This window comes from Agarivorans sp. Z349TD_8 (assembly GCF_050870825.2).
Lineage (GTDB): Bacteria > Pseudomonadota > Gammaproteobacteria > Enterobacterales > Celerinatantimonadaceae > Agarivorans.
Genome location: NZ_CP194037.2, coordinates 959065 through 982694 on the forward strand (window position 1 = coordinate 959065; position 23630 = coordinate 982694).

The 23630-nt window shown below is 45.1% G+C and carries 22 protein-coding genes; 11 read left to right on the forward strand and 11 right to left on the reverse strand.

Going from position 1 to position 23630, the window contains the following annotated elements:
- Positions 1-310 precede the first annotated feature (310 nt).
- The 7 genes from ACRRS1_RS04280 to ACRRS1_RS04310 form a co-directional block, all read right to left on the reverse strand.
- Positions 311-1921, reverse strand: a complete 1611-nt coding sequence (locus ACRRS1_RS04280; protein ID WP_432468313.1) for a hypothetical protein — start codon at positions 1919-1921, stop codon at positions 311-313.
- A 42-nt stretch (positions 1922-1963) separates the two neighbouring features.
- Positions 1964-3157, reverse strand: a complete 1194-nt coding sequence (locus ACRRS1_RS04285) for a hypothetical protein (RefSeq protein ID WP_198558487.1) — start codon at positions 3155-3157, stop codon at positions 1964-1966.
- 542 nt (positions 3158-3699) lie between these two features.
- A complete protein-coding gene (locus tag ACRRS1_RS04290) occupies positions 3700-4617 on the reverse strand; it encodes a hypothetical protein (RefSeq protein ID WP_432468312.1) in 918 nt (305 codons plus the stop codon).
- A 435-nt stretch (positions 4618-5052) separates the two neighbouring features.
- Positions 5053-5826, reverse strand: a complete 774-nt coding sequence (gene map / locus ACRRS1_RS04295) for a type I methionyl aminopeptidase (protein WP_432468311.1) — start codon at positions 5824-5826, stop codon at positions 5053-5055.
- Positions 5819-6052, reverse strand: coding sequence for a ParD-like family protein (locus tag ACRRS1_RS04300; RefSeq protein WP_432468310.1), 234 nt, complete (start codon positions 6050-6052; stop codon positions 5819-5821). Before ACRRS1_RS04300 ends, map begins: the two co-directional genes overlap by 8 nt.
- A 234-nt stretch (positions 6053-6286) precedes the next feature.
- Complete coding sequence (gene mutY, locus ACRRS1_RS04305) at positions 6287-7294, reverse strand: A/G-specific adenine glycosylase (RefSeq protein WP_432468309.1); 1008 nt, start codon at positions 7292-7294, stop codon at positions 6287-6289.
- Positions 7295-7394: 100 nt separating this feature from the next.
- Positions 7395-8027 carry an Lrp/AsnC family transcriptional regulator gene (locus ACRRS1_RS04310; protein ID WP_439022894.1) on the reverse strand — a complete coding sequence of 211 codons (633 nt, stop codon included), beginning with the start codon at positions 8025-8027 and terminating at the stop codon, positions 7395-7397.
- 249 nt (positions 8028-8276) lie between these two features.
- On the opposite strand from ACRRS1_RS04310, the gene ACRRS1_RS04315 reads away from it, so the two are divergent.
- From ACRRS1_RS04315 to ACRRS1_RS04330, 4 genes are all read left to right on the forward strand, one after another.
- On the forward strand, positions 8277-8768 hold the full coding sequence (locus tag ACRRS1_RS04315; protein ID WP_432468308.1) for a GNAT family N-acetyltransferase: 492 nt from the start codon (positions 8277-8279) through the stop codon (positions 8766-8768).
- A gap of 101 nt (positions 8769-8869) precedes the next feature.
- Positions 8870-9295, forward strand: coding sequence for a GNAT family N-acetyltransferase (locus ACRRS1_RS04320; protein WP_432468307.1), 426 nt, complete (start codon positions 8870-8872; stop codon positions 9293-9295).
- A gap of 635 nt (positions 9296-9930) precedes the next feature.
- The gene (locus tag ACRRS1_RS04325) at positions 9931-10776 is read left to right on the forward strand and encodes a hypothetical protein (RefSeq protein ID WP_432468306.1); all 846 of its coding nucleotides are present in this window, start codon (positions 9931-9933) and stop codon (positions 10774-10776) included.
- Positions 10777-10779: 3 nt separating this feature from the next.
- The gene (locus tag ACRRS1_RS04330) at positions 10780-12261 is read left to right on the forward strand and encodes a methyl-accepting chemotaxis protein (protein ID WP_432468305.1); all 1482 of its coding nucleotides are present in this window, start codon (positions 10780-10782) and stop codon (positions 12259-12261) included.
- A gap of 320 nt (positions 12262-12581) precedes the next feature.
- Here ACRRS1_RS04330 and ACRRS1_RS04335 read toward each other — a convergent pair whose 3' ends face one another.
- On the reverse strand, positions 12582-13430 hold the full coding sequence (locus tag ACRRS1_RS04335) for a sulfurtransferase (protein ID WP_432468304.1): 849 nt from the start codon (positions 13428-13430) through the stop codon (positions 12582-12584).
- Positions 13431-13911: 481 nt separating this feature from the next.
- On the opposite strand from ACRRS1_RS04335, the gene tsaA reads away from it, so the two are divergent.
- On the forward strand, positions 13912-14388 hold the full coding sequence (gene tsaA, locus ACRRS1_RS04340) for a tRNA (N6-threonylcarbamoyladenosine(37)-N6)-methyltransferase TrmO (protein WP_432468303.1): 477 nt from the start codon (positions 13912-13914) through the stop codon (positions 14386-14388).
- A gap of 310 nt (positions 14389-14698) precedes the next feature.
- Here the strand turns inward: tsaA and ACRRS1_RS04345 are convergent, their stop codons facing one another.
- The gene (locus tag ACRRS1_RS04345) at positions 14699-15568 is read right to left on the reverse strand and encodes a MurR/RpiR family transcriptional regulator (protein WP_432454364.1); all 870 of its coding nucleotides are present in this window, start codon (positions 15566-15568) and stop codon (positions 14699-14701) included.
- A 263-nt stretch (positions 15569-15831) separates the two neighbouring features.
- On the opposite strand from ACRRS1_RS04345, the gene ACRRS1_RS04350 reads away from it, so the two are divergent.
- From ACRRS1_RS04350 to trmB, 6 genes are all read left to right on the forward strand, one after another.
- On the forward strand, positions 15832-16899 hold the full coding sequence (locus ACRRS1_RS04350) for a polyamine ABC transporter substrate-binding protein (protein ID WP_432468302.1): 1068 nt from the start codon (positions 15832-15834) through the stop codon (positions 16897-16899).
- Between the two features lie 51 nt (positions 16900-16950).
- Positions 16951-18072 carry an ABC transporter ATP-binding protein gene (locus ACRRS1_RS04355; RefSeq protein WP_432468301.1) on the forward strand — a complete coding sequence of 374 codons (1122 nt, stop codon included), beginning with the start codon at positions 16951-16953 and terminating at the stop codon, positions 18070-18072.
- Positions 18069-18962: an ABC transporter permease gene (locus ACRRS1_RS04360; protein WP_432454361.1), complete on the forward strand. Its 894-nt coding sequence runs from the start codon at positions 18069-18071 to the stop codon at positions 18960-18962. The genes ACRRS1_RS04355 and ACRRS1_RS04360 overlap by 4 nt, the downstream gene beginning before the upstream one ends.
- Positions 18963-18968: 6 nt before the next feature.
- Positions 18969-19805 carry an ABC transporter permease gene (locus tag ACRRS1_RS04365; protein WP_432461025.1) on the forward strand — a complete coding sequence of 279 codons (837 nt, stop codon included), beginning with the start codon at positions 18969-18971 and terminating at the stop codon, positions 19803-19805.
- Between the two features lie 16 nt (positions 19806-19821).
- Positions 19822-20931, forward strand: coding sequence for a P1 family peptidase (locus ACRRS1_RS04370; RefSeq protein ID WP_432454359.1), 1110 nt, complete (start codon positions 19822-19824; stop codon positions 20929-20931).
- A gap of 176 nt (positions 20932-21107) precedes the next feature.
- Positions 21108-21842, forward strand: coding sequence for a tRNA (guanosine(46)-N7)-methyltransferase TrmB (trmB, locus tag ACRRS1_RS04375; RefSeq protein ID WP_432454358.1), 735 nt, complete (start codon positions 21108-21110; stop codon positions 21840-21842).
- An 8-nt stretch (positions 21843-21850) separates the two neighbouring features.
- Here the strand turns inward: trmB and hemW are convergent, their stop codons facing one another.
- Together hemW and rdgB are read right to left on the reverse strand one after the other, a co-directional pair.
- Positions 21851-23005, reverse strand: coding sequence for a radical SAM family heme chaperone HemW (hemW, locus tag ACRRS1_RS04380; protein ID WP_432461027.1), 1155 nt, complete (start codon positions 23003-23005; stop codon positions 21851-21853).
- Entirely contained in the window at positions 22999-23598 is a 600-nt protein-coding gene (gene rdgB, locus ACRRS1_RS04385; protein ID WP_432454355.1) for an RdgB/HAM1 family non-canonical purine NTP pyrophosphatase, read from the reverse strand. The genes hemW and rdgB overlap by 7 nt, the downstream gene beginning before the upstream one ends.
- Positions 23599-23630: the final 32 nt, after the last annotated feature.

A 23630-nucleotide genomic window follows, 5' to 3' on the forward strand; every position in this document is an offset into this window, starting at 1 on the left:
CTCCGTATCCGACCGGACTGAGGAGTCATGGCGCAAAAAACAGAAGCCATCATTGGAATGCAAAGGAGCTAATCGGCCGTTGTATTTTAACCGTTTTCAGGAAACGCCCTGTGCGGAGCCGCATGCAGGGTGTTGTGGGGGCTGGAAGTTAGATGTATTAGTTCCGACTAGATCTGACACTACTTCTTGAAAAGTAGAGAGTTACCCGTTTTGATAAAGGTGTTGAATCTTTAATCAAAATATCCAAAAAGGAAGGTAACTGTCAGATCAGGTCTGAGCTACTACAAGTTAGATACCTCCGGCTACCCGATTAGGCATGTTGCTCATTGTCGCTGTCTAAGTCCAATTTCATAATTTCTTCGAAAAGAAAGTGCATTCCCAATAAAAGTTGATCGAACTCAGAAGCGTAATCCCCTTCATCAATATTTAGCTTTGACATAGTCTTTTCGTATTCCGTACCTTTTCTATGTGCTACACCAGTTGATCTAACGGACTGAACCCCTTTCAATAGTCTGGATAGAGCCGAAAAGTGCGCGGATTCTAACTTTTCAAGAAGAGCTTCCATTAATGATATTGATTTAGTCGATTTGTCAGTTACTCCGAGGTGATTTCTAAGCGACTTAACGTTTATTGAGTCTATCGTGATTTTTGTAAGAGCAAGCACTTGAGCGTCAAATTCCGACTGTTCATTACTTAGCATTGACCGCAACGATTCATAGAAATGCTCATCCTTAGTAGAAAGAGGCAAGAAAAGATACCAGCCGTATTTTTTGTACCAATATTCTTGTATGTCTCTAAACTTCTGTTTAAATCTGTGCTCTGGATTTTCAGCATCGTAGAAATTGCCCAAAAAGCTCCGTTCAAAATTTGTTCTACTAATTTTTCTTCCGTCGGGTATCAAATTAAAGCTTTTCCAATAAACCTGTTCTTTACTTGGCAAGTCCCTGCCTAAATCCCCCAAAAATACTGACACATGATTTGGTGAATTATTATCAAACCTCAAACTCCACGAACCAGTCCTATATAAATGCCCATCTGTAATTTCATAATCAGAGGAACTGTAGTATTTCTGCATAACTTCTTTACGAAAAAATACTGGAGTTAGGTAATGAGGAGCATCAGGATTAGCGCCGAAATAATTAGCCAACAGTTCAGGGTTACACGAAAACATTTCAGGATCATCAATATCACCATCAATAATGAAATCCTGATACACCTTCTCTTGCTCAAATGGCCATACACCACACTTTTCCACGGATTCACATCGAATCAGCTTTTTTCCTAAGATCCTCGAAAAAGATGTGTATCCATCTGAATATGAATCTCCGGAATAGATTGTGTAGGTAAGCGATTCACCATTTACGTCGTCAGAAAAACCTGTTCTCTGCTCGTAATGCCGAGTCAGTTCAAAATATAGAAGCAGGTTCATCTGGCGTGCGGCCATAAAGGAACGTAAGTATCGCTTTCGGATTTTTACTTCATTTCGTTCCACTTTTATCACTTCAACTTCATCACCAGCTTCATCGAAGCTGAGAAAAGAGCCAGTTTTGTTGTCATGATATAGGTTGTAAAACAGGCGAAACTCTTCAAGAATTTCTATGTAGTCTTCCTTTCTTCCATGAAAATCTCGAACTAGAATTGGTCTCAAAAAATCATCATCTGAATTGGTGTAGTAAGTCATAATTTCTTCACCATCTTGATATGACGTACAAAAACCCGGCCCCCCACTGCCTATCATCAAGTCCCAGCCAGGTCGCTTCATTGCATGTACCGTTTTTTCTTGACTAACAAGGGCGCAATACATTCCACCATCATGATCAGTATTGTTAATTGGCTCGCGTTTATAGACTGTAACCCAAAGCTCTTCGCCGTGCTTGTTGGATAAAAAGTCGATAAAGTCTTCAAAAGGACTATTTGACATACTTAAAAATTATTTCCTTTTTCGCCGACAGCGGCGCTGTTGTTAGGAGTTTTCTGGTTTCTTAGCCCAGGATGCGTTTTCGAAGTAACCGAGTTCTTTTTGTATTCCAATTACTTGTTCTTCGAAGTCATCATTCCATTCTGGGATATCTACATAAACAATATCGTGAGAGTACCCAACCTCTGACGGCCCCAACTTATCTCTTGATATGCCAACTACAATTTGGACATCGGGAAGGCGACCTCTTACAACCAAGCACCTTAAGCCTAGCTCTTGAACCCTGGCTTCTCGATCACTGCTTGGCCCTAGATGGAATACAAATGCCGTGTTTTTGTGCGCCAAAACTACTCTTGCAGCAATGTTTAACTCAGGCTTCTGTAAAAACTCAGAAAAGGCATCGACTAGATTTGCTCTGTGACCACGCGGCTGGAGGGCCATTTGAACAAGAGCCTGCTGATTATCAGTGACTTGATTTGTGCCATATTCAAACATTCCATCAGTAAGGAGATCACCCACAAAATGCTCGATCAACTTGTCCCAAAAATATGAATCCTTATAAGACTCTTGGATCGCTTTGTAGTCATCAGAGTCTATGAACCCTCCAAAAACCGTATCATCAATTATTAGTAAATCAGCTTCTTCGTAAGGGAACGAATGATTGTTTAATAAATAGATAGCCAATAAGTCTTCAATGCCACCGCCGCTGAAAACTATATTGGCCCTGTTTATTAGAGCCTCAACTTCGGAAAGAAAACCAACGAAGTCCGTGATCGTATCTAGAAGGCCAAAAATTGCTCCAAGGCTAAACTCATCGCAAACATGTACGATTCCATAACCTAGGTCTCCCGACTTTGTGGGTATTCTTCGTTGAGCCCCAAGTGATACAGATACACGATGTACGATTCGCTCCTCTTTTGGTGGCAATTCTACCTTTCGGCAATCGTGCCTGGTGAACTCAACAGAAGAATCTAGCCATCGTTCTGCGCCCCATATTTGAGAAGCCGACTTATCTATTGCTGCTTTAGTCCACCTCTTCCAGCCAGCTTCATCACCTGTATCTTTGTACTTAATATCCTTTACAGAAATGATAACGATATGGTTTCCGCAGACAATTAAGCAATCACAAAGCTCTTTTCCTTTCTTCCCAATTGGATTTGGATGAGTCCAAAGATTAAGAAAAGCTCTCTCACTAATAGAGTTCACAAATTTTTCTGATTCAGTCAATCCCTCGGACATGCAATCCTCTCGGCGTGATGCCTAACCCATATATTCTCTAATGACTCTAAAGTTAACATCGACAATAGTGACGTTCAATCAGACAGTTAACAGATCCAGCACTTCGACTGTCTGCGTGAAAGATGGAAAAGTCATGCGAATACATGGAAACGGCAAGGTCTGAGTATATACACAGGAGTTTAGTAAGCCTCTCCAACTCGCTTTGGGGCAAAAACGATTTAGCACAAAAAGGTCGGTTAATCGCTGCTGCTTCTCATTCTTTCTGCTGATTGCTGAGTCAGCCACAAGTTTCATGAATCGTTATCACCTTGGGTGAAAGCGGTGAAGAATCAAGCAAAAGCCCCATCATCAACGAGTGCTTAAGGGCTACAAGCATTCACGCAGATTTTCTCTTAAGCTGGGCTGCTGTTATTGCGACTGACCCAATAGGCGTGACTGAATCAATGCATTGCTCAGAGTAATTAGAGGGCGGTTTTTTCCTGTTTATTTTTATGCGGTTTAGGGGATTTGAATTTCGCTTCAGCGTTTAAGTATTGTTTGAGCTAAAAGCGCTTGCCGATGCTTAGGCGTAATAAATCGGCGTCGTCTTGGTGGCCTTGATAATCCATCACCCGGCTAAGGCTGAGACCAAAGTAGCCCGAATGAAAAAAATGCCAAGCAGGGAAGTAGTTCATGCCAAAGCTAATTATGCCTTTCAAGTCGTAAGCGCTGCGGTGTTCTATTTTGTCTTGCGCGAGGTAGCCGCCCGCCCCAATTCGCCCTTCGAAATGACTCCCTAGCGGGACTATTTTCCAAAGCTGACTGGTAAAGCCGCGTCGACTGCTGGCCCCGTTGTTACCGCCTTCATCGATATAAGCCAAGGATAAGGCAAGATGATGATTAAAGTGTTTTGCCATATCGATACTGTAACCAATGGTGGTGGTTGGTCCGCCATGGTTAATTTTGGTGTTAACCAGAGATATCGACAAATCGTTGAGCCACGCGGAAGAGGCTGGTCTGCTTTGGTGATTTGCGTTATCTATATCAAAGCCCAAACCAATCAGCAAGGAATTGCTATGCGGGCGATTTGGCACCAAGTAACTATTAAGTTGCAAACGAAGTTGGGCGCTTTGGCTTAAATAGGAAAGTGGATAGATAACGCTAAGGGTGCTCATTGCACCGAGTCGTTTTTCGTTTAGTTCAAGGCCTGAGTGATCAACGGTGGTATTAAAGGACATGTAAGGGCCTGCACCGATCTCGAAGCGGAAGCTATCTGTTGGAACGTAGATGTAGCTGACATGAGTTGAAAAACCATCTCGGTGGTGATTATAGGCGTGGCCTTCGTTGGCATGAACGAAATCGACTCGCCAACTTTGAGCAAAGTGCTGGGCGAAGCGAATATCAAAGGAACGGAAGTGCTGTTTTTTTTGCTCGTCGGTCACGTCATCCTCTAGGTAGGTAATACCACTGCCACCTGCCATTGAAAAGTAGCTCTCTGTGCTGTGGGAGCTTCGTGTTTTTGCGGTGAGGGGCAATGAGCACAGCGTGAGCCACAGGCTTATCATGAGTGGCTTGCTGGTTAACAGTTGAACAATGGCGTGGCTAGATAAAATCATGGATCATTTTTGTTAGTGTTTTAATTTAATTAAAACAGCCGCTTGGCTACTATTAGACTGAAATTCAGCTTAGCTTTAATTTGATGGTTTTGTCACTGAAGAAATTAAAGAAATTAAAGATGAGTTACTTTTCACTGCGCTCGGCCGATGTGGGTAGTGACGGTTTGGTGCATCATTAGCGGTGATGTTGTGTCGTGCGGTTTTAGTTCTAGAGGGTCAGTTTACGAATGGCGCAGACTGACCTACTTTATGCATCTAAGGTTTACTGGGGCTCATTTAGCGCTGATTTCACCACGACTCTTATCGTTCCTCTTCCCGCAGCGTGAGCACCTCATAGCCTACAGGGGTGACTAAGATGGTGTGTTCCGATTGTGCAGAAAGTTTTTTGTCACGGGTGACGACGGTCCAGCCATCTTTTTTGGTTTTAACTTTTGCGGAACCTTGATTGACCATCGGTTCGATGGTGAAAATCATGCCCTCTTTTAGCTCAAGGCCTCGGTTTGGCGTACCGTAATGCAGCACTTGTGGTGCTTCGTGCATTGCTTGCCCTATCCCGTGGCCACAGTATTCTTTCACGATACTATAGCCACGGCGTTCCGCATATTGTTGAATCGCATGGCCAATATCGCCAAGTTTAGCGCCTGGCTTCACTTGTTTAATTCCAGCCCACATTGCCTCATAGGTGGCTTGGGCCAGCTTTTTAGCTGCCGGTGACGCTTCTGGCATGAGATACATCTTGCTTGAGTCTGCAATAAAACCATTTTTCTCTAAGGTAATATCTAAGTTAATGATGTCGGTCCTTTTTAATCGCTGACTAGGCGTTGGAACCCCATGACATACCACTTCATTGATTGAAGAGTTTAAAACATATTGATAACCATATTGGCCTTTGCTCGCTGGCCGAGCATTAAGATCATTGACAATAAAATGTTCTACTTTGTCATTTATTTCTAGGGTAGAGAGGCCGGGTTTAAGGTAGCGGTCTAACATCTGAAAGACCTGTGTCAGTAGGTGCCCGGCATGGCGCATTAATTCAATTTCACTTGCCGATTTAATCTTTACGCCATTATTCATCGGTATGCGCTTCTTGTATGGCGACTTTGGCGACTTTGGCGACAGAGACCTCTGCTGATTTGAGTAGTTCTGAGACGATTTGATTGAATGAGCGTTGCGGATGAAGCTCGGCTAGCATCCCAATGCGGATCCAGAATTCAGCTTGCGAATTGATCGAGCGTGACATGACAGAACTGGCTTTTCGGATTTCTTGATGGAGTTCTTCGGAAATTTTAACAATACCCATTTTATATAATTCGTTTACGAAACGTATACGAATCATATATCGATTTCGTCATGAGTCAAGATAATTGGGCGGAGCCATTGGTGGCGGCTTGCTAAATATTGTTCTCTACTAAAGGGTAAGCCGCTGAATCACAGGCCGACCACTAAGCATTGAAGTTAGCTTGAATGAAGCGCCCAAAATACCAGCACTTAGTGAAATGTACTGGCATTTTGAGGCTTGATGCTTTGACTCTATTTACATATTTTTTAAGATGAATTTTTTGATTGGGGTGGGTAAGCCGCGCGCTTCGAGTTCACTTAATGAGACCCAATGTTGTTCCAGATGTGGTTCATTTATTTGATCAACGGACCAAACCTGCGCCTCTAATTTATAGTGGGTAAAGGTGTGTTTAAAGTTTCCTTTTAATTCAGCGCCGATCAACACTGGGTCGAGATGGACCTGCGGTAGGCACCACAGCGCCCCCCAAATCCCCCCTTCACCACGCCGCTCTAGCAAAATCTTTCCTTGATCTTCTACCCATAAAAAATGACCGGGTTTGGTGGGGATCACCTTTTTCGGTTTTGCGGTGGGTAGCTGTTCGACTCGTTGGCTTAGAAATGCTGCGCAGCAATCGATAAAGGCACAGTCTTCACAAAGTGGTTTTTTGGGTTTACAGCGGGTTGCCCCCATGTCCAGCAGGCCTTGAGCAAAGGCGCGATTGTGTTGTTTAGGGGTGTAAGTTTCGGCAAGCTGCCACAGTTGCCGGTCAACTTTGCTGGTGCCGGGGACGCCCTCTATTCCAAATAGGCGGCAGAATAGGCGTTTTACGTTGCCATCGACAATTGGACCGTAACGATTATAAGCAAAGGAAGCAATGGCTCCGGCGGTGTAACGACCCACACCGGGGATCTGTTGCAAGGTGTTCACATCTTCTGGGAATTTCCCCTGGCATTCGCTTTGAATATAAATGGCGGCTTTGCGCAGGTTACGAGCGCGAGAATAGTAGCCCAATCCTTGCCAATGGCTCATTACTTGGTCTTCAGTGGCTGCGGCTAAGATCTGCACATTGGGGAAACTTTGCATCCAGCGCTCAAAATAAGGGATCACCGTTTTCACCTGGGTTTGCTGCAGCATAATTTCCGAGACCAGCACCCGATAGGGGCTTGGATCTTGCTGCCAAGGTAAATCATGACGGCCGTGCTGCTTTTGCCAAGCGATTAATCGTTGTTGAAAGTCATCTGAATTCAGCGGGGGATTATTCATTGCCATTGTTTCTCAGTCGCTAGCTTGGAGTCTGAAGGATTAAGGAGCAAAGTGCCTCGGGCTTGATTGAAGCCCCAAGTCTTATGTTCGCGAAAACCTGTTAGCTCATATAGTGGGTCGGTAGAGCGGTGGTACTTTTCATCACTTCCATGGAAAAAGCCGAACTGACGTCGGTAAAAGCCAGCCGCTCGATAAGCTTTTTATACACTTGATCGTAATCATCGATGCTGGGTACCACCACTTGCAGTAAATAATCGACGCTGCCACTCATTCGATGGGCCTCGATAATCTCTGGAATATCTTCGATGGCCTGTTTAAAGAGTGCCAGCCATTGAGGGTCGTGTTGGGCGGTGCGAACACTGACAAACACCGTGACCCCAAGGTTTAATTTTTGGCGGTCGAGCAGTGCCACCTTATGGCGAATAAAACCGGCATTTTCCAATTTTTGTACCCGTCGCCAGCAAGGCGTTGCGGATAAACCGACCCGTTCGGCGATCTCATTTAAGGGAATGCTCACATCCCGTTGCAATAGATTTAGGATTAACTTGTCTTTACTATCTAGTTTCATTTTTCGTTTATGGATGCAAATTGGAAATGAAATACTATTTTCTCCCGCTTTTATCGAACAAACAACCCTTTTATTTATAAGGCTACTGCTCGAAGATTTTAAAAATACTCGCTGGGGCAGAGCAGAATCGATGACCTTGAAAGCGGTGACATACTCTCGGCTCATTGCACTCGTTTAAACTTTCTAACGCCAGATCTCTCCAAGTGTTTCTGAGGTTGTGCTCTCTCACGTATGCTGAGTGATGCTTTGTCGACTAAAGGTATTAGAGCGATGCTATGGGCTCTTAGGTTTGTAGCTTTTAAGTTGCTCTGTAACAGCCGAACTTAGGATTTTTGTTTGGTGAAATGAATTAGATCAAATAACATCGGTTCATAAGCACGAGGCATGATAGGCGATTAACGGGGAAACTGCATATTGGAAATTAAAATTGCTAAAAAAGAAAATGCTGAACTGATACTTCATTTTATAAAGGCCTTGGCTATCGCCGAAGGGTTTCCCTTCGAAGTCACGGTGACTCAAGAGGACCTGGAAAATAATCTATTGAGTTCAACGTCTAATGCTGAGGCCATTATTTTTTATGTTAACAATAAACCCTGTGGATTTGCAGTGTATTACTATACATTCTCGACAACGACAGGACAGCGCGGTTTACATTTGGATGATTTATATATTGAACCCGCTTATCAAGATCAAGGATTTGGCAAACAGGTTCTGGTTTACTTGTCACATTTAGCCATCGAGAATCAGTGTGCTCGTTTCGAATGGTGGGCCTTAAAAACAAATGATGCCGCGATAAAGTTTTATAAAAATATAGGTGCCCACAAACTTGAAGAAATCAGCGTTTTTCGCTTAGATCTTCAGGGGATTTTGAGTTTGTCTGATGGTGAGCCAATCAGCAATCAATGAGTGACAAGTCACCGTTCATCGATGGGGCACGTTAAAGCGAGGCATCTCAGAAATGTGCGTTTACGACATTCCCCCCTCACCGAGCGTCTAGGAAGTTTAAAATGAAACCCTTATTTCAAGTAGCTAAAAACAAGGATTTTGCCGAGCGTTTGACTCGTCAAAATATGCAAGCTTATTACCAGCAACTTGGGATCCTCTGGGATCAGGCAGCCTTCGATATAAATTGGCATGAGTTTGAAAATTATGAGATTGCTGTAAATCGATGTCCTGTAGGTATGCTTCGTATCAGCCACGATGAGCTTGCTTATTATATTCGAGATCTTCAAATTGAGCCGACTTGGCAGGGGCAAGGTTTGGGCTCTCAAGCGCTTAGTTATGCAATTGAGCTTGCTAGAAAAGCTGATGTCCGATTGCTGAGGTTGTGTGTGTTTGAGACGAATCCGGCGCTTGCTTTATACCAGCGTAAAGGATTTCGGATCTGCAAAACAGAGAGGTATGTCCACTATATGGCACGCGAGCTTAACTAAGCCAAAATAATCCCACCGCTCCAGTGACTTGTTTGCTTATTCACAGGCGATACGGTTGGCTTGGCTCTCTTGGCTGAGCATGATCACTTCCCCATTCAGACTAAGGGCCATTATTTAGTGCCACCCGCCTAAAGTTCGCTAATGGAGAATGTGGCTGTCTTTGCTATCTATTGCTGGTCATTCTTTTTTGTTCGCTGATGCGTTCTTGAAGGCGGGGCTTGTTTATTAAGATTCATACTCATCAAAGCGATAATCAATACAAATTCAATCTTTATTTATATTAATGGTTTTGGTTTTTATTTAGGGTTGATTTAAATTCTAGTTTAAAATGTTTTGGTTTAAGAGTAATAACTTAAAGCGCAAGTTTTGAATTCATCTCAACTATTTATCTATATTTAACATGTTTTTATCTTAATGTGTCTCTTTACTTGATAATGAAATAATGTTCTTTTTTGTATTCTTGAATATAGGTATTATTTATTAAATTCATGGTCACAAAAATTATAATTAATATCTTTTTTATCTTGTTTCATATTCAGTGAAATAATATCGTGGCCTGGTTCGGGCAAGTTTTTCTTCGGGTCTTAAACCCTTTATTTTACGGTGGGTAATTAAAATAAACGTATTGAGGTTCTATGCTGAAAACAATCTATTTCCTTTGTTTTATCTCTCTGGCGAGCTTTGCAAAACCACTGAGAATTCCCGATACATCAGCGGGCAATATCTTTCCTGCGGTATTGGCTCAAGAAATCGTCAAGCGGAGTGAGCTTTACGACAGCGTTGCCTACCCTTACGGGGCTGTCGGCGATGTCGTCATTACCAAGGCAGTGGCCGATCTGAATGATGGGGGATTAGATTTAATATGGACGGCCACCTCTGCTGAGCGAGAGCTGGAATTAACTGCGATTTATTTCCCTATTTTCCGCGGCATCATCGGGATGCGCCTAGGGATTATTAAACAGCAAAATCGCCAGCGCTTTAGTCAGGTTAACAGTTGGGATGAGATGCGGGAGTATATTCCGTGCCAGGGTAAGCTATGGGCCGACACCGCCATTTTGGAAGCAAATGGGGTGAAGGTGGCCAAAAGTTTGGGTTATCCGAATATCTTTGCGATGGTCGAAGCGGAACGCTGTGATTATTTTCCTCGGGGAATTTTTGAACCTTGGGGAGAGCTGCAACGGGAAGCTCAGTATAATTTAACTGTCGATCCCTATGTGATGCTGCGTTATAAAATGCCACTGTTGTTCTTTGTAAAAAAAGACAATCAGCATTTAGCGGAGCACTTATACGGCATTTTACAGCAGATGTTTGAAGACGGCAGCTATCAGGCCTTATTTCTCAATCACCCAGACGTGAAAAATGCTTTGCAGCAAGGTCAGTTGGCGCAACGCCGTATCTTTGATTTAGACAACCCTTACTTAACTGAAAAAGTGCGAGCCATCCCCCAAGAGTTTTGGTTTGACCCCGTTGTTGGAAATTAATTTATGAAAACTATTACCGCTAAACTCTCTAGTTTACTTGTTGCGACTATCCTGATTGTGGGCCTGCTGGTTGTGGGCGTGTTGTACTGGAATAGCAATGCCAGCCAGACTCAGCAATACGAGCATCAAAAACAAGCCCTAAGCAAACAAATGAGTATTATTCTAAATGAACCGATATTTGTTTATGACTTGGATGTCATTCAAGCGATTATTAATTCTTTCAGTGATGATTCAATGATTGTCGGCATTAAAGTCAGCGATCAACGTGGTAAGTTGATGGCGAAAAGTGTGACTCGTCAAGCCAGTGTTGATGATAATTTAATCATACCGATGGCGTGGGACGGCAAAGCCACCGGTCAAATTGAAGTTGCAGTGACGCGTCAAGTCATGGACTCCGCCTTAATCCAGAAATTACATCAAGAGATTCTCACCATCGTTGTCATGGCGGCTCTAATTCTAATATTAATGATCGTATCGCTGCGTCAGTTAGTGATCCGTCCCTTAGCGGATGTAAATATCATGCTGGCCGGAATTGCCGAAGGTGATGGCGATTTAACCGCCCGGATCCCACTCCAGAGTGATGATGAAATTGGCCAGCTAAGTCGCAGTTTTAATAGTTTTATTCAAACCGTGCAACACATTGTGCAGGATATGGCGGATGCAGCCGGTCACTTAGAGCTGGTATCCGAAAATGTGCGGATGATTAATGATAAAAGCACCGCCAATACCATCGAGCAGACTGAGCTCACCAGCACCTCTTTGGGTAATCTTCAGCAACTGGGAATTGCCACCAAAGACATTGCCGGGAATGCCGCAAATACTGCCAGTAAAACGCAGCAGGCTTATCAACTTTCCATCGAAGGACATCGGGCCATTGATGATAATATTGCTCAGGTAACAGCGCTGGTTGATAACTTAGATAAGACTGCTGAAGATGTAAGTAACCTGAAACAAGTGAGTGATAATATTGGTAGTGTATTAGATGTGATTAAAGGCATTGCCGAACAAACCAACCTCTTGGCCTTGAATGCGGCCATTGAGGCCGCACGGGCAGGGGAGTTGGGACGTGGTTTTGCCGTGGTGGCCGATGAAGTAAGGGCGCTTGCCAGAAAAACCCACCAATCAACCACTGAAATTGAACAAATTATCGGTAATCTGCAAACTCAGGCCGAAACTTCTTATCAAGCCACGCGAGCGGGTAAGGTGATGGTGAGTGAAACCATCAAGTCGGCGCAGGGCACGGGTGAGTCTTTGGTTCAGATTAAGCAAGAAATGAGTTCGGTGAATGACATGGTGAACATGATAGCCAGCGCCAGTGAGGAGCAAGCCAATGTGACCAATGCGGTCACCAAGGATGTGGAATCGTTGAGCCAAGGTACGGCGTCGTTGAGTCAGGACAGTAAGCAGTTACAACAAGCCACTGAAGACTTGCTTGAGGTGAGCGTTCAGATGGTACAACAGGTGAATCGTTTTAAACATAAGTAAGCTGCGTTGAGCGAAGCATTGTGCTGTTTATGCGGATATCGCGCTGAAAGGGGGCATCGATAGGCCCCCTTTTATATGTCTATGAGCTGTTAATCGAACTCGCGGTATGTTTGGCCATACTTATGCGTCACCAACTTTGCAGCATTGCTGCTCAGCCATTTGAGGCGCAATGGTGATCTTACTGTTCGTTGCCTGAGGGATTACCGATGAACGCCAAGACCTTGCTTGAACGTTTTTTAATCATTGAAGACCTTCGCCAAGATTGAAAAACTAAGCCAAAATAGTCGCGCCGCTCCAGCTTGTTTGCTTATTCACAGGCGCTACGGTTGGCTTGGCTCTATCGGCAGAGCATGATCACTTCCCCATTCAGACCAAGAGCCATCATAAAGTGCCACCTGCGTGTAGTTCGCTAATAAGGCTGCAACTAAGCCAATACAAGCGGTAATGCCGGAGCCACAAGAGAACACTAGTGGCTTTGAAGTATCTTGTATTACTGCAGAGAACAAGGCTTGTAGCTCGCTTGAACTTTTGTACTTATGCTCATCAAGGGTTTGCTCGAAAGGCAGATTGAGCGACTTGGGAATATGTCCGCTTCGAACGCCTGGTCTTGGTTCTTGCGCTGCGCCAGTAAATCGCCCAGAAGCGCGAACATCAATCACACTAAAGTCTTGGCGAGTAAGATTAGCAAGGACTTGTTGCTTGAAAACCAGGGCATCAGTCGAAAAATTTAATGGGGGATAGCTTCCTGAGTGAGCCTTGGTGCGGTATTCCGTGGCGCTTGGGTAGTTTTGTTTCAGCCATTCAGGGAGACCACCATCTAGTATATAGACCTTCGCGAGGCCAAAAGACTTGAGGATCCACCATGCCCTTGGCGACGAGTAGATCCCTTGGTTATCATATACTACGATGGTGGTGTTGGCGGTGATCCCAAGACTCTCCATCAGCTTTGATACTTGCGTGGATGATGGAAATGCGTGGATCTGCGGACTTGAATGGTCGACTAGCTCGTTAGACAAATCCACATAGTAACTGTTGGGAATGACTGATAATGTCTCATAAACGATAGCTTCTTTCCCAACCACGGATTTCATGCTGACATCGATAATCCTCAGATCATCATCAGCGAGTCGTTGGTATAAACTGGCTGCCGAAATTAATAGACGGTCCATCCTTCCTCCAAAAAAGTTAACTCCACAAGTCTGGTTGTTTCATATCGCTGGCAACAAAGCCCATCAAGCGCCACTCAGGATGGGATATGCGAACGACAAATCTTACAACACCAGCCTGCATAAATGCACAAAAATACTTTAATTTTCTTATGCTTGAAACCAAAAAATAATGTGCTGGTCCAGCCTTGCGGATGCTTGAATGGCGGTCGATAGTAAGCGCTTAGGCTATTCGTGACTGATGTTTAGCAGGATTGATTGTTGGCTTGAGAAAATGAGCCTTCAATCCCGGCTTTGTTCAACGGGGGCATTTGCTGGTCGAGGAGCAATTAATATAAAACGGGGCTGAGGATTCTTGAGCGATCGCTTTCAGAGCGGGGCCAATGTCGCCTCGCTTCAATTGGCGTGCGTGCTGGAACAAGTGCTTGCTTGAGCGTATGGTGATTGTTTATCAAGTTATTAGCGAATAAAAGGAAGTCAGCTGATGCCGCAGATCCAATCCATCGGGGTGATCCATTCTCCCTACCAGTGTTTAGAAGATATGCCGATCCAACCCAAGGGGGCGAGTGAGGTCAAAGGTGAGATCGTGTTAGACCCGCAATACGCCGAGGGGCTGGCCGATCTGGAAGGATTCTCGCATATTTACCTGATTTATCACTTTCACAAAGCCATTCGCACCGAGTTGCGGGTGACGCCTTTCATGGATACTCAGCCCCGCGGGGTGTTTTCTACTCGCTCACCGCTACGACCTAATCACATTGGTATGTCGGTGCTTGAGGTGAGTCAGGTGGTGGGCAATCGGGTCTATGTACAGGGCATCGATATCCTCGATGGCACGCCCTTATTGGATATTAAACCCTATATTGCCAAGTTTGATGCGGTAGCACAGAGCCGCTCGGGTTGGCTGCAAGCTAGCGAGCAAGAGATTGTTAATAAGCGTTCCGACCAGCGCTTTGTTTAATTGAGAACGCGTGTTCGAAAATGAAAGGAGTGGATATCTTAGAATTCAGACCTCGCTGCGAGCATTGTCTTGTTCGTCTATGCTCGTCAGCGGAAGGTTTGTCCCATTTTGTGGAAGTGCTTGCGCCTGGGCTGCTCCGACTCTCGCGGGATGAGATTAGAGATATGATGTGCTTGATGCTCCGATGAGTCTTAGGTTTGTGTTTAAGCCAGTCGGGCCGCATCTTCAGTAACAGTTGTTTGTGTTGCTCAGAGGAAGGCCGTTAATGGGGCTCTAGAGTGAGGTCGTGCTCAAGCGCACACTCAATCGGCTAAAAAAAATCTAAACGTTTGGCGATTTCCTGCCAGCGTTTGATCCGCTGTTCACTATTGGGGGAGCGCTTAGCGACCGCATCTACCAGCATATTGGTGGTGAGCACTATTCCCCAAGTGGATTCTAAAAATAACCCAGATTTAGATTTTGAATAAATAATATGGGCTCCATATTCAACTGCCCAATGGCAAAACTCATCGGTGATGATGACAATTTGGATCCCTTCTCTTTGAGCTTCTTCACAGAGTTTGCGACTTTCTGCTGCGTAAGGCACCACATCTAAAATCACTAAAGCATGGTAGCCTTGTTGGGAGTGCGGCACCTCTGCAAGCCATTCTGCCAGCATACTATCGTGAGGTGAAAGGTATTGCACCGAGTCACGAGCCAAAGATAAGCGACGACTAAAATCTTCCGCTGCGCCGCGTATAGATTGAAACCCGGAAACATAAACTTTGCTGGCAGCACTCACGCAAGCAACTAGGCTTTGCCAATGTTCAGTTTCAAATTGCTCATATAAACGCATCATTGCTTGCAGCTCATGTTTGAAATTTTCTCGGTAAAAAGAGTCAACGGGTAGGCGTTGGTTGTCACTTTCTTGTATCGGGATCACTTCTTTTTGCAAGGCTTCCTTGAGGGATGCGATCCCTTGATAGCCAGCCCGCTTTAGAAAACGACTCACGGTAATTTGGCTCACGGCTGCTTTCTCGGCGATGGAAGCCCCAGTCTCGTAACTGATTCGGTCTAGGTTTAATAGAATGAATTGTGCGACTCTCGCTTCTGACTTGGTGGCTTTAGGGATTAAAGCTTGTATTTTTTGAGCGGTGTTGTTGGCGATAAACTCGGGTTTTGAAGAAAAAGTATTTTTCAAAATATTGTCTCCTGTGTCATTAACAATTTATTGCATCATCTCTGTGCGAAACCAAGGCCGATATATCCAAGTTAGTGCATAAATATACAGTTGAACAGTGCTTGCTAGAGAGTGGTTTTTATAAAATATTGATTTTTAAAATAAAATAATATGTTACGAATCTAACATATATTGATATTGAAATAATCATGCCTAACCATAGAATGAAGGTGTGGTGTTTTTATAAACAAATTAACTGTTTTTCAATCAACAAAGGTGAGCTCATGAACTGTTCAATTTCTAGAAAAAGAGGTCATATGCTGAAAACGGCTTTGCTTGCGACAAGTCTCGCATGCTCTGCTTTTAGCTATTCCCAAGTTGCGTCGGCAGAAGAGACCTTAAACCTTTACAACTGGGGAGAATATATCAACCCAGAGGTGCTCAGCCGCTTTACTGAATCGACTGGAATTAAAGTGAAGTTAGACACTTATTCTTCTAATGAAGAGTTGCTCGCTAAATTACAGGCCGGTGCGACGGGCTACGATATTGTGTTTCCTTCGGTACACATGCAAGACATTATGGCGCAGCTTCATTTACTCGAAAAAACTTATATTAATCAGTACTCGGGTTTTAAGCATATCGATAGCGCTTTTCTTACCGCAGAATCTGACCCCAAAGGAGAATACTGCTTGCCTTACGCTTGGGGTACCGTGGGGATCCTCTATAACAAGAAGTTGGTTCCAGAGCTGAATTCTTGGGATGATTTCTTCGCGTTACCCAAACAAGGTAAAAATATCGCCATGTTGGATGAGATGCGCGAAGTTATTAGTGTAGGTTTGATCACTCATGGTAAAAGTGTCAATAGTACTGACCGAGATGATTTAAAAGTAGCGCAAGACTATATCATTCAACAAAAAGGTAATATTTCAGCCTTTACTTATGACAGCATTCCGATGGTGCAATCCGGTGATATTGCTGCTGCTCAATGGTATGTCGGGGCAATGTTATATGTATTTGAGAATCCCGATGAGCTGGCGTATGTGATCCCCGAGGAAGGTGCGACCAAATACCAAGAGAATATGTGTGTGCTTAAAAGTGCTCCGAATAAAGCGAACGCCCAAAAATTCTTAGAATTTTTTACCCAGCCTGAAATTGCCGCCTTAAATGCCAAGCAGCAAACCAACGGCACGATGAACAAAGATGCGATTGAATTGTTGCCTGACTATTTACGTAATAATCCGAGTATTAACCCACCGGCTTCGGTGAGAGCCAAACTACAAATGTTTAAGGAATTAGGTAAAGGCATTAAGTTGTATGACAGAGCTTGGACCAAAATCCGTACTTCTTCTTAATCGTTTGCAGCATGCGGGCTTGCCCGCTTTTCTTATTTTTTGAGGTTGTTTATGTCTACTGCGGTACCAGTCCCTGAATATGTCCGAATTCGTCGCGCTCATCGTCAGTTCATTACGCCCGAAGGGGGAGTGATACATGCTTTGGATTCGGTGGATTTGTCTATTGCCCAGAGTGAATTTATCACCTTGCTTGGTCCTTCTGGGTGTGGGAAAACGACCTTATTGAAAATAGTGGCTGGTTTCGAAGAGATCGACAGTGGCGATATTCTGCTGGATGGTCAATCGATTATTGGCAAGCCTGCGCACAAGCGGCCGGTGAATACCGTGTTTCAGTCCTATGCTTTATTTCCTCATCTGTCGGTGGGAGACAATGTGGGTTATGGTTTGGATGTCGCAAAGGTGGCAAAAACCGAGCGAAACCGACGTGTGGCAGAGGCCTTGGAGATGGTGGGTTTAGCTGGGATCGAAAAACGTAATCCTGCACAACTGTCTGGTGGCCAGCAGCAGCGAGTCGCCTTAGCTCGAGCCATCATTAACCGTCCTAAGTTACTGTTGTTAGATGAACCCTTGTCAGCCTTAGATAAAAACTTGCGTTTAAAAATGCAAATTGAATTAAAAAATCTACAAACAGAATTAGGGATCTGCTTTATTTTTGTCACCCATGACCAAGAAGAGGCCTTGACCATGTCTGACCGTATTGTGGTGTTGAACGGTGGTAAGGTTCAGCAGGTTGGTACGCCAGATGAGATATACCATCGCCCGAAAAATAACTTTGTGGCGAGCTTCATTGGTGAAAGTAATATCTTTACTGGAAAAGTAGTCGAGCAAGACCAGCTGGGCATTCAAGTTGATTGTGGTGGCTTGCGAATCCACAGTACAGACGCTGAGGCATCGTTAGGCCAACCGATGACCTTATTGCTTCGTCCCGAGCAAATGTCGCTAACGCCACCTCTTGATTCGCAACAGCTTGCGAGTTTAAGCATGACCCTTGATCAAGTGGTATTTATTGGCAGCGATTATCAATTGCATGGGCACTTGTCGAATGGCTTTCAGTTATCGGCCTTAGTGCGCCAACATGCCACTCCTTTGGCAGAAGGTGATCAAGTTGAGCTTTATTATCAGCCCAAGGCAGTGCATACCATTCCTGAATCAGCCGTTGGGAGTAAGCCATGAGTGTGTTTATTCGAGCACGCCAGCGGCTGATGTTAGCTGGTTTGCTGGCTCCAACGACTTTGTTTCTTGGGATATTTTTTCTGATCCCACTCGGTATTATGTTGCTCTATAGCTTCTTGGAACCGGGCCTGTATGGGGGCGTGGAGTGGAATTTTTATCATTGGAATTACGGTCGGGTTTTTGGCTGGGCCGATGGTGTTTATGAAGAGTTTGACTCGGTTTACCTTGAGATCTTATTACGTTCGATTGGGCTCGCGAGTGCAACGGTGATTTGCACCCTGGTGATTTGTTATCCCGTTGCTTTTTGGGTCGCTACTTTAACGGCAAAACAGAAGTCGTTTTTTATCTTCCTTATTACTTTGCCATTTTTTGCAAGTATGGTGGTTAGGTTATATGCCTGGGTACTGATTTTGCGTAATTCCGGTTTTGCCAATCAGTTCTTACAGGCGGCGGGCATTATTACTGAGCCCTTAAATCTGATGTTTTCAGGCACCGCGGTCATCATTGGCATGGTGTATATCTTTATTCCATTTATGTTTTTACCGATTTATTCCAGTGTTGAAAAACTAGACATGAGCTTGTTGCAAGCATCCCAAGATTTAGGAGCGACCCCATTTACCACCTTTCGACGAGTGGTCCTTCCGATGACCATTCCCGGGATTGTCGCAGGTTCTATCTTGGTCTTTATTCCTAGTCTCGGTAATTTTGTGGTGCCTGACTTATTGGGCGGCGCCAAGGTGATGATGATTGGTAACATGGTGGAGCAACAGTTTTTATATGCTCGCAATTGGCCCTTTGGCGCCACCTTGTCGATGGTGATTATCTTCTTGATGCTGGCCATTCTGTCGTTTTATTTGTTTGTCTCCGCCAAAAAAGTACAGCAACCTTAGGAACTGATGATGAAGAAGCAAACTGCATTAGGCCGTTTATTATCTGTATATAGTACGTTCTTCTTTGTATTTTTGTATGCCCCCGTGCTGCTTATTGTGATTTATTCATTTAACTCAAATCCGATTAATATCATGATTTGGGACGGCTTTACCTTTGATTGGTATCGCAGTATTTTTGGCGCGCAGACCCACTTAGCGGATTCAAATAGCTATGTGAATTCAACCGCACAATTATTGAATGCCCTGAAAAATAGTTTACAAGTGGCTTGTAGCGCCACATTGATCGCGACCCTATTGGGGACTAGCGCAGCCATCGCCATTTCACGTTTTCGTTTTAAATTACAAGGCTTTTACCGGTTACTGTTATTTGTTCCGATGGTGATGCCTGACATTGTATTAGGCATTGCGTTGCTGATTTTCTTCGTTGGTGCTGGTTTCACGCTCGGCAATACGACGATTATTATTGGCCATTGTACCTTTTTGAGCAGCTATGTGTTTGTGGTCGTAAGCGCTCGCTTAGCTGGCATGGATCCGAAGATAGAGTCGGCCTCTGCCGATCTGGGGGCAAATGAATGGCAAACTTTTCGCCGTATCACCTTACCTCTCATCTTACCGGGTGTTATTGGCGGTGCCATGCTTAGTTTCATTATTTCGATGGACGATTTGGTGATTACTTATTTTATTAGTGGGGTGGACTCCACGACTTTACCGGTATTTATCTTAGGTATGATCCGTCGCGGGATTAAACCCGAAATTAACGCCATTGCTACTTTGATGCTGTTGTTTTCTGTTGCCATCGCCTCGATCGGTATTTATTTCAAATCTAAGAACTCAAGTGATTAAGGAGAGTATGGGCAATATGATGTCTAAACGACGAGCAAGAGAGTTAGGTCTTCCCTTTCCTGGACGTACTGGCCCCAACAATGCGATTACCGATGTTGCAGGCGTTTTAGTTGGTTATCAAACCATCAGAAACGAACAGCCCCTCTCTCCGGCATGCACCGGGGTTACGGCTATCTTGCCACATGGGCGAAGTCATACTCCAAGGCCTGTATGGGCTGGCATGTATGCCTTAAACGGGAATGGTGAAATGACCGGGACTCACTGGATCCAAGATGGAGGTTACTTCACGGGTCCGATTATGATTACCAATTCGCATGGTGTGGGGATGACCCACCATGCGGCGGTGAAGTGGATGATTCAGCAGTATCAAGCGGTGTGGCAGGGGCATCACCTATGGGCAATGCCGGTTGTCGCCGAAACCTTTGATGGTATTTTGAATGATATTAATGCGCTGCATATTACCGAACAGGATGCGCTGGCTGCTTTGAATAATGCCGCGGCTGGAAAAATTGCCGAAGGAAATGTTGGTGGGGGAACCGGAATGATTGCCTATGATTTCAAAGGCGGCACCGGAACATCGTCGCGTTTGGTCGAAGTGGATGGGCAGACTTACACGGTAGCCGCTTTAGTGCAGGCAAATCATGGCATTCGTCCTTGGTTTAATGTACTCGGTGCGCCATTAGGTAAAGTGATGACCGAAGATCGGATCCATAGCAAGCATGAGCAGGGCTCAATTATCGTGATTTTGGCAACCGATGCACCGATGTTACCGCATCAGCTGAAGCGGATGGCGAAGCGGGCGGCGATTGGCATTGGTCGCAATGGTTCTCCGGGAGGAAACAATTCGGGGGATATTTTTCTTGCCTTTAGCACCGCAAATCAACAAGAAATGCCGCAATTATCCGGGCCCATGCGCACCATGCATTGTTTAAACGATGAGGTTTTTGATGATTTTTATCTGGCCAGTGTCGAAGCAATCGAAGAGTCGGTGATTAATGCGATGGTTGCTGCTGAAGACGTACCAACCTTTAAACAACCTGCGGGGCAAATTTGCAAGGCGATTGATCCCCAGCGTTTGACACAGTTAGTTAGAAGTTTTCACGCCACTGGTATAAATCTGAGCTGAGTATACTTTTATCTTCCTTAGATAAATGCCACCGGGTGCCTTGATTTAGCCTTTTCAAAATTCAGTCGACTTGAGTTTTTCAATGGGCAAAGCTTGCACAAAGGCCAGAACTTTGGATAATGCCAGCCCTGTTCTACATTTAGAACGTCCCTGCAATTTCTTAGTCTGGAATTATCATGAGTGAGCAAGATCAAAACCCGGCTCCTGAGGCCCCTCAAGAGCAAGCCGAAGACAAACGACTTCGTAAAATTCGTAGCTTTGTAAAACGAGAAGGTCGTTTAACCAAGCGCCAGGAAAATGCGCTCACCGAGTTTTGGCCAACCTTGGGTCTGGATCATCAGGCCGCAAACTATTCGCTGGCGCAGGTATTTGGTCGCGATGCGAAAACTGTACTCGAAATTGGTTTTGGTATGGGCGCCTCTTTGGTGGAGATGGCGAAGCATGCACCTGAGACTAATTTTATTGGCATTGAAGTGCATCGCCCTGGGGTGGGTGCTTGTTTGGCCGATGCGGTGGATGCGCAGATCGACAATCTGCGGGTCTTTGAACACGATGCAGTAGAAGTTTTAAACGATAGTATTCCAGACAACAGCCTCGATACGGTGCAACTGTTCTTTCCCGATCCTTGGCATAAATCACGTCATCACAAACGGCGCATTGTTCAGCCAGAATTTGTTGAATTGCTGCGTAATAAGCTCAAAATTGGCGGTGTATTTCATATGGCGACCGACTGGCAGCATTACGCCGAGCATATGTTAGAAGTGATGCAGGCGGCGCCAGGCTATCGCAATACTTCTGAAACTAACGATTATGTACCGCGTCCGGATTGGCGTCCCTTAACCAAGTTTGAAAACCGCGGCCATCGTTTAGGCCACGGGGTGTGGGATTTGATCTTCGCTCGCGAAGCCTAAAGCCTAATTTAATCGGTAAAGCAATTCAGTAGGTCGTTTAGAAATAAACGGCCTTTTTTTGTGACCTGCCAGCTGGTGGCATTTTCTTCCAGCAAGGTTTGTTGCTTGGCACTGTCGAGTGCGTTTTCCAACGCGCTTAAACTTAAGCCTGTTAAGTTCACAAACTCGCTTTTCGGGATGGCTTCAAACAGGCGCAGCCGATTTAAGAAGTACTCAAAGGCTAAATCTTGGTTTGCCACTGGCCATTGTTTATAGAGAAATTCCCGCTGCGGATCTAAGTAGCCTTTCGGGTGTTTTAGCTTCTCGGTTCTGAATAAATGCTGAGTCTGCAAATCAGTGATTTTGCCGTGCGCTCCGCAACCAATACCTAAGTAATCGCCAAAGCGCCAGTAGTTGAGGTTGTGTTGTGAGCGATCTCCATCGCGGCAATAGGCCGACACTTCGTATTGTGCATAGCCAGCCTGAGCTAATTGCTGCTGTCCCTGCTCGAAAATATCCCACAACAGATCTTCGTTGGGTAAGGCGGGCGGTCGTGATGCAAAGGCGGTATTGGCCTCAATGGTGAGTTGATACCAGGACAGGTGGCTGGGGCCAAGCGCAAAGGCTTGCTGTAGATCTTGCATCGCTTGCTCAAGGCTTTGCTTAGGCAGGCCATGCATTAAATCGAGGTTGATCCGTTTAAAGCCAGCTTGCTGCGCATATTCGAAGGCCCGCAGCGCCTCTTCGCCGCTGTGGATCCGTCCCAGTTTGCTTAAATGGCTTTGTTGAAAGCTTTGTACGCCAATCGACAAACGATTCACGCCCGCTTGAAAGTAGCCTTTAAAGCGGTCTGCTTCGGCGGTGCCCGGGTTGGCCTCCATGGTGACTTCGGTGTCGGGCTCAAGCTGCAAATGTTGCTTGATTCCCTGCAGCAAGCGCGCAATCGCTTCGGCAGACAGCAGGCTTGGTGTGCCGCCACCAATAAAGATACTGTGTAAGGGGCGCCCTTGTAGTGTGGGGAAACGTGCTAAGTCTTGTTCAAGGTCAGCCAGAAGCGCACTGATGTATGCTGCTTCTGGTAAGTCTTGCTTTAAGCCATGGGAGTTGAAGTCACAATAGGGGCATTTTTGAACACACCAAGGGATGTGAACATACAGACTTAATGGCGGCGCAAGACTTAACATACGCAATGATTAAGCTGTGCTAATAATTCTCTAAGGGCTTGGCCTCGGTGACTTAAGGCGTTTTTCTCTGCCTTGCTGAGCTGGGCGGAGGTGGACTGGTGTTCGGCAACCCAAAATACCGGATCATAACCGAAGCCGCCTTCACCGTGGATCTGCTCGGTGATTTGGCCGCGCCATTTACCATGACAAATCAGCGGGGCTGGGTCATCGGCATGGCGTAAATACACCAATACGCAGTGAAACTCTGCACCGCGTTGCGACTCGGGCACGTCTTTTAGTGCTGCGAGTAATTTTAGTACGTTGTCGTGATCACTGGCGTTGCTGCCAGCATAACGTGAAGAATATAGTCCCGGCGCACCATTAAGATAATCCACTGCTAAACCAGAGTCATCGGCAATAGCGGGTAAACCGGTGATTTTTGCCGCATGGCGAGCTTTAATAATGGCATTTTCTACAAAGGTGGTGCCGGTTTCTTCGGCGTCCACAATGGCAAATTCACTTTGCGCCACAATTTGTTTTTGTAAGGGTTTGAGTAACTCGGAAAGTTCGGCAACTTTACCGGGGTTACCGGTGGCCAAGACAACTTTTTGCATGGGAAACCTTTGTCTGTGTCGATGTGAGCCTA

What these genes read in the sequence shown, in the direction of transcription:
- ACRRS1_RS04280 (WP_432468313.1), bottom strand. Translation starts at nt 1,921, where the DNA reads ATGTCAAATAGTCCTTTTGAAGACTTTATCGACTTTTTATCCAACAAG.
- ACRRS1_RS04285 (WP_198558487.1), bottom strand. Translation starts at nt 3,157, where the DNA reads ATGTCCGAGGGATTGACTGAATCAGAAAAATTTGTGAACTCTATTAGT.
- ACRRS1_RS04290 (WP_432468312.1), bottom strand. Translation starts at nt 4,617, where the DNA reads ATGGCAGGTGGCAGTGGTATTACCTACCTAGAGGATGACGTGACCGAC.
- map (WP_432468311.1), bottom strand. Translation starts at nt 5,826, where the DNA reads ATGAATAATGGCGTAAAGATTAAATCGGCAAGTGAAATTGAATTAATG.
- ACRRS1_RS04300 (WP_432468310.1), bottom strand. Translation starts at nt 6,052, where the DNA reads ATGGGTATTGTTAAAATTTCCGAAGAACTCCATCAAGAAATCCGAAAA.
- mutY (WP_432468309.1), bottom strand. Translation starts at nt 7,294, where the DNA reads ATGAATAATCCCCCGCTGAATTCAGATGACTTTCAACAACGATTAATC.
- ACRRS1_RS04310 (WP_439022894.1), bottom strand. Translation starts at nt 8,027, where the DNA reads ATGAGCCGAGAGTATGTCACCGCTTTCAAGGTCATCGATTCTGCTCTG.
- ACRRS1_RS04320 (WP_432468307.1), top strand. Translation starts at nt 8,870, where the DNA reads ATGAAACCCTTATTTCAAGTAGCTAAAAACAAGGATTTTGCCGAGCGT.
- ACRRS1_RS04325 (WP_432468306.1), top strand. Translation starts at nt 9,931, where the DNA reads ATGCTGAAAACAATCTATTTCCTTTGTTTTATCTCTCTGGCGAGCTTT.
- ACRRS1_RS04330 (WP_432468305.1), top strand. Translation starts at nt 10,780, where the DNA reads ATGAAAACTATTACCGCTAAACTCTCTAGTTTACTTGTTGCGACTATC.
- ACRRS1_RS04335 (WP_432468304.1), bottom strand. Translation starts at nt 13,430, where the DNA reads ATGGACCGTCTATTAATTTCGGCAGCCAGTTTATACCAACGACTCGCT.
- tsaA (WP_432468303.1), top strand. Translation starts at nt 13,912, where the DNA reads ATGCCGCAGATCCAATCCATCGGGGTGATCCATTCTCCCTACCAGTGT.
- ACRRS1_RS04350 (WP_432468302.1), top strand. Translation starts at nt 15,832, where the DNA reads ATGAACTGTTCAATTTCTAGAAAAAGAGGTCATATGCTGAAAACGGCT.
- ACRRS1_RS04355 (WP_432468301.1), top strand. Translation starts at nt 16,951, where the DNA reads ATGTCTACTGCGGTACCAGTCCCTGAATATGTCCGAATTCGTCGCGCT.
- ACRRS1_RS04360 (WP_432454361.1), top strand. Translation starts at nt 18,069, where the DNA reads ATGAGTGTGTTTATTCGAGCACGCCAGCGGCTGATGTTAGCTGGTTTG.
- ACRRS1_RS04365 (WP_432461025.1), top strand. Translation starts at nt 18,969, where the DNA reads ATGATGAAGAAGCAAACTGCATTAGGCCGTTTATTATCTGTATATAGT.
- ACRRS1_RS04370 (WP_432454359.1), top strand. Translation starts at nt 19,822, where the DNA reads ATGATGTCTAAACGACGAGCAAGAGAGTTAGGTCTTCCCTTTCCTGGA.
- trmB (WP_432454358.1), top strand. Translation starts at nt 21,108, where the DNA reads ATGAGTGAGCAAGATCAAAACCCGGCTCCTGAGGCCCCTCAAGAGCAA.
- hemW (WP_432461027.1), bottom strand. Translation starts at nt 23,005, where the DNA reads ATGTTAAGTCTTGCGCCGCCATTAAGTCTGTATGTTCACATCCCTTGG.
- rdgB (WP_432454355.1), bottom strand. Translation starts at nt 23,598, where the DNA reads ATGCAAAAAGTTGTCTTGGCCACCGGTAACCCCGGTAAAGTTGCCGAA.